Genomic DNA, 4,341 nt, shown 5'->3' with positions numbered 1-4,341 from the left:
TCGCCGGGCGGGCCCACGGCCACGGTCCCGCCGGCGAGGTCGCCCGGCGCCGGGCCACCCGGGCCACGACCACCACCGGACCACCGCCGCCCGCCGAACCCCACCCCCCTCCTGAGGAGCCCCGCATGAGCACGCTCTCCTTCAAGGTCCTCGACCTCGACTTCCCGGCCGGCAGCAGGAACAAGACCGCCACCCTCGTCACCGGCGAGACCGAGGCGCTGCTGGTCGACGCCGCCTTCACCCGCGCCGACGGCCACCGCCTCGCCGCCGAGATCCTCGACTCCGGCAAGAAGCTCACCACCGTGTTCGTCAGCCACGGCGACCCCGACTTCTACTTCGGCGCCGAAGTGATCGCCGACGCCTTCCCCGACGCGGTCTTCGTCGCCACCCCGATCGTCATCGAGCACATCCGGCACTCCTACGAGGGCAAGCTCAAGGCGTGGGAGGCGCTCGGCCCGAACCTGCCCACCCGGCTGGTCGACCTCACCCCGCTGACCGGTGACCTCACCTTCGAGGGCCACCGTTTCGCGCTCAAGGGCGGCACCCCCGAGCTGTCCGACCGCCACTACCTCTGGCAGGCCGAGCACCGCGCCCTGCTCGGCGGTGTCCTGCTCTTCCAGCAGGAGCACGTCTGGGTCGCCGACACCCCCACCCCCGGCGACCGCGCCGCCTGGATCCGGCTGCTCGACGAGATGGCCGCCCTCGACCCGCGGCTCGTCGTCCCGGGCCACCGCCTGCCGGGCACCGCCGCCGACGCGACCGCCATCAGCGCCACCCGCGACTACCTCGTCGCCTTCGAGGAGGAGCTCGCCAAGGCGGCCGACGGTGCCGCGCTGACCGAGGCGCTCATCGCGCGCTACCCCGACAACGGCATGCTGATCGCCGCCCAGATCGGGGCGAAGGTCGCCAAGGGCGAGATGAAGTGGGGCTGACCATGGCCGACACCACAGGGTTCACCGAGTCCACCGCCCCCGCCGACGTCGTACGCCGCCAGTACCTCGCCTCCGCCGCCGGCGACCTGGAAGCCCTCCGCGCCACACTCGCCCCCGACGTCGAGTGGACGGAGATGGCCGGCTTCCCCCTCGCCGGCACCTACCGCACCCCCCACGGCGTCACGTCCCATGTGATGGAGGAACTCGGCCGGGACTGGGACGACTGGACCGCCCACGACGACACCTACGTCGTCGACGGCGAGAACGTCGTCGTCCTCGCCCGCTACACCGCCGCCCACAAGGCCACCGGCAAACCGGTCGACGTCCGCGTCGCCCACCACTTCGTCGTAAGGGGTGGACTGATCGTGCGCTTCGAGCAGTTCGTGGACACGGCGCTGGTCCGCGCGGCGATGACGGACTGAACGGGGCGGCCGACCGAGAACGGCCCCGGGGGCCCGCCGTGTGCGCGAGACCCCCGGGACCGTGCCTGTCCAGGACCGGGCATCAGGCCCAGTGGGCCTCCAACTGGCCGTAGTAGCCCGCGATGTAGCCCTCCAGCTTGGGGTGGAAGACCTCGGTCCCGGCGTTCAGGTCGTTGATCCACGGGTCGGAGCCGCAGGCCCCGTGGCCCTTGAACGCCGCGCGCACATCGAGGAAGGTGACCGGCTCCTTGGCCGCCGCGGCCCTGGTGCCCTCGGCGAGGGCGTCGGCGAAGGCGTTCATGTAGGTGCGCTTGGCGGCGCTGAGGTCGATCAGCGGGCAGGTACCGGTCGCGGAGAGCGCCTGCGGGTAGCCGAGGACGGTGACGTCGGCGTGCGGGGCGCGGGTCTTGATGTCCTTGTAGAGCGCGGCGAGTTCGTCCACCAGCTGGTTCTTCGCGTAGTACGACATCCACTCCGTCGCCGTCTTGCAGTAGCTGTCGGACTGGGTGAGACAGGCCTGGACGACGCTGGAGAACTGGGCGTCGTTGCCGCCGACGGTGAGGGTGACGAAGTCGGTGTCGGTGCTCAGCGCGGACAACTGGTCGGCGCGCACGTCCGCGATGGTCGCACCGCTGCACGAGACGTCCGTCAGCTTGTACTCGTCGTGCACGCCCGCCCACAGCGCCGGATAGCTGAGCGTGCTCCGCTTGCAGTCGCCGCTGGCGCTGTCGTAATGGCCGGCGCCGACGCCGGACGCGTACGAGTCCCCCAGGGCCACGTACTCCCCTCCGGTCGCCGCCTGGGCGGGAGTCACGGCGGTCGCCGCGAGGCCGGCGACCGCCAGGACGGCGCTGACGAGGACTGACTTCACTTTACGCATGGGTTCCTTCTGCTTCCCGGTCACGGAGGTCCGAAGGTAACCGCGCCTTGTTGCCCGGAACTTGTCGGTACGTTGTCGCCGACTCGTGGAACGCCCGCGGCGAAAGCGCTGTCTCCTTCATCACGTAACCTGCTGGTCCGATATCGCCGGGGAGGGGGGCCGCCCGTTGGACTCACGTGACACACACGCGCTGCGGTTCGGCACGCTCGGCCCCGTCGAGGTACTGCACGGCGACACCCCGCTCGACCTCGGACCCAGACAACGCCGGCTGCTGCTCGTCCGGCTGCTCATCGAGAACGGCCGCCCCGTCTCCCAGGAGACCCTGCTGCACGACCTGTGGCCGACGGACCGGCCGACCGGCGCCGCCTCCTCCGTGCGCGCCCACATCAGCCGGCTGCGCGCGGTCCTCGACCCGGTCCGGCAGGGCCGCTCCACCATGCTGGTCAGCGGCCCGTCCGGATACGCCCTGAAGGTGCCCCGCGAGGCCCGGGACACCACGCTGTTCAAACACTCCGTGAACAGGGCCCGTGAGGCGCTGCGCGCCCGTCAACTCCCCCTCGCCCGCCAGGAGATCGAGGCCGCGGCCGCCCTGTGGCGCGGCGAGCCGCTGGCCGAGGCGCGCGAGCACGCCTTCGCGGTCCGCGAGCGCACCCGGATCGCCGGCCTGCTCCACGACGCCATGGAACTCCGGGCCGCGATCCTCCTCCAGCAGGACGAGCCGGCACACGCGATCGCCGTCGCCGAGCACCTCATCGCCAAGGCCCCGCTGCGGGAGACGACCTGGGCGGTGCTGATGCGCGCGCTGTACGCGGCGGGCCGGCCGGTGGAGGCCCTCGAACGGTACGAGCGGTTCCGGGACACGCTCGCCACCGACCTCGGCCTGGACCCCAGCCCCCAACTAAGGGATCTGCACACAGCGATACTCCGGCACGACACCGTCGTCCTCGGCGCCCCGGCGACCGGTGCGGTCCTCCGGCCCCTGCCCGACCACACCTCCGCCTGCGCGCACCAGGACGACCCCGATCCCTTCGTGGGCCGGGACGAGGAGTCCGCGCAGCTCTCCGCGCTCCTGTCGGCCGTGACGGCGGGCCGCCCCCGGTGGGCGGTGGTCCAGGGGGAGCAGGGGTACGGCAAGACGCGGCTGGTGGAGGAGCTGTCGGCGCGGGCGCTGGCCGCCGGGTTCACCGTCGCCCGCACCCGGGCCGGGCAGGCGCTGAGCGGCAACCGGGGGGTCTCCCGGACCTGTCCCACCGTCCAGATCCTCGACGCGCTGCGGCAGGACGGCAAGGACTCCGGGCAGGACGGGATCGCGCGGAAGGACCCACTCGCCACGGTCGTCCACGAGCTCACGGTCGGCCCCACCCTGTGTGTCGTCGACGACGTCGACCAGGCGCCGCAGGGCTTCCACCGGCTGCTGCGGAAGTTCGCACAGGTACTGCGGGAGGGTCCCGTCCTGTTCGTGTGCACCCTGCGCAACGGTGACAGCCCGCACTCCAGTCTGCTGCTCGCGGATCTCGCCCTGCTCGGCGCGACCTGGCTGACGCTGGGGCCGCTGACCGTCGACGACGTGGCCGAACTGCTCACGGCGCGCGGCGAGGACGTCCCGCCCGGGGAGGCGGCGGCGCTGCACCGGCGGGCCGAGGGGCACCCGTTCACCCTGTCCGAGCTGATCGAACTCCCCTCCGGGGAACGCACCGGCCCTTCGGCACAGGTACCGGCCGCGGTACGCAACATCCTCCAGGCGCGGCTGCTCGAACTGCCCGACGAGGCCCGCACGATGCTCACCTACGCCGCCGCCGACGGCGACTGGCTCGACGTACCGCTCCTCGCCGGCGTCCAGTCCCTGACCCCGGACGAGCTCCTCCCCCTGATCGACGCCGCCGTGACGGCCGGCGCCGATCAGGGGGGGGAGCCCGTCCGGGGTCAGGGACTGGACGCCGGCGAGGCGCGGTACGTCGAGCCCGGCGCCGTCGGCGGCGGCGTCCGTCAGCACCGTGCGGGCCTCGTCCGGCAGTTCGAGCCGCCGCCGCTGGGGGGCGTTCCGGGCCGCCGCCGGGACCCGCGCCGCGCGGCCGGGCGGTTCCCCCGGCGGGGGGTCGCGGACCCA

The 4,341-nt window shown here is 72.9% G+C and carries 4 protein-coding genes; 3 read left to right on the top strand and 1 reads right to left on the bottom strand.

The window, feature by feature from the left end; translation table 11 throughout:
• Positions 1-125 precede the first annotated feature (125 nt).
• Positions 126-932 (top strand): MBL fold metallo-hydrolase, encoded by an 807-nt coding sequence (locus HLK59_RS48500; protein ID WP_171148079.1) that lies wholly within the window; start codon positions 126-128, stop codon positions 930-932.
• 2 nt (positions 933-934) lie between these two features.
• Positions 935-1,354: a nuclear transport factor 2 family protein gene (locus HLK59_RS48495; protein ID WP_171148078.1), complete on the top strand. Its 420-nt coding sequence runs from the start codon at positions 935-937 to the stop codon at positions 1,352-1,354.
• Between the two features lie 82 nt (positions 1,355-1,436).
• Here HLK59_RS48495 and HLK59_RS48490 read toward each other — a convergent pair whose 3' ends face one another.
• A complete protein-coding gene (locus HLK59_RS48490) occupies positions 1,437-2,234 on the bottom strand; it encodes an SGNH/GDSL hydrolase family protein (RefSeq protein WP_171148077.1) in 798 nt (265 codons plus the stop codon).
• Between the two features lie 166 nt (positions 2,235-2,400).
• Here HLK59_RS48490 and HLK59_RS48485 point away from each other — a divergent pair.
• The coding region (locus HLK59_RS48485; RefSeq protein WP_171148076.1) for a BTAD domain-containing putative transcriptional regulator at positions 2,401-4,341 on the top strand (1,941 nt) is incomplete at its 3' end.

Origin of the sequence: Streptomyces sp. S3(2020) (assembly GCF_013044505.1) — a bacterium.
Classification (GTDB): domain Bacteria; phylum Actinomycetota; class Actinomycetes; order Streptomycetales; family Streptomycetaceae; genus Streptomyces.
The sequence above is the reverse complement of the archived record's forward strand: the minus strand, read 5'-3'. Positions and strand labels throughout refer to the sequence as shown.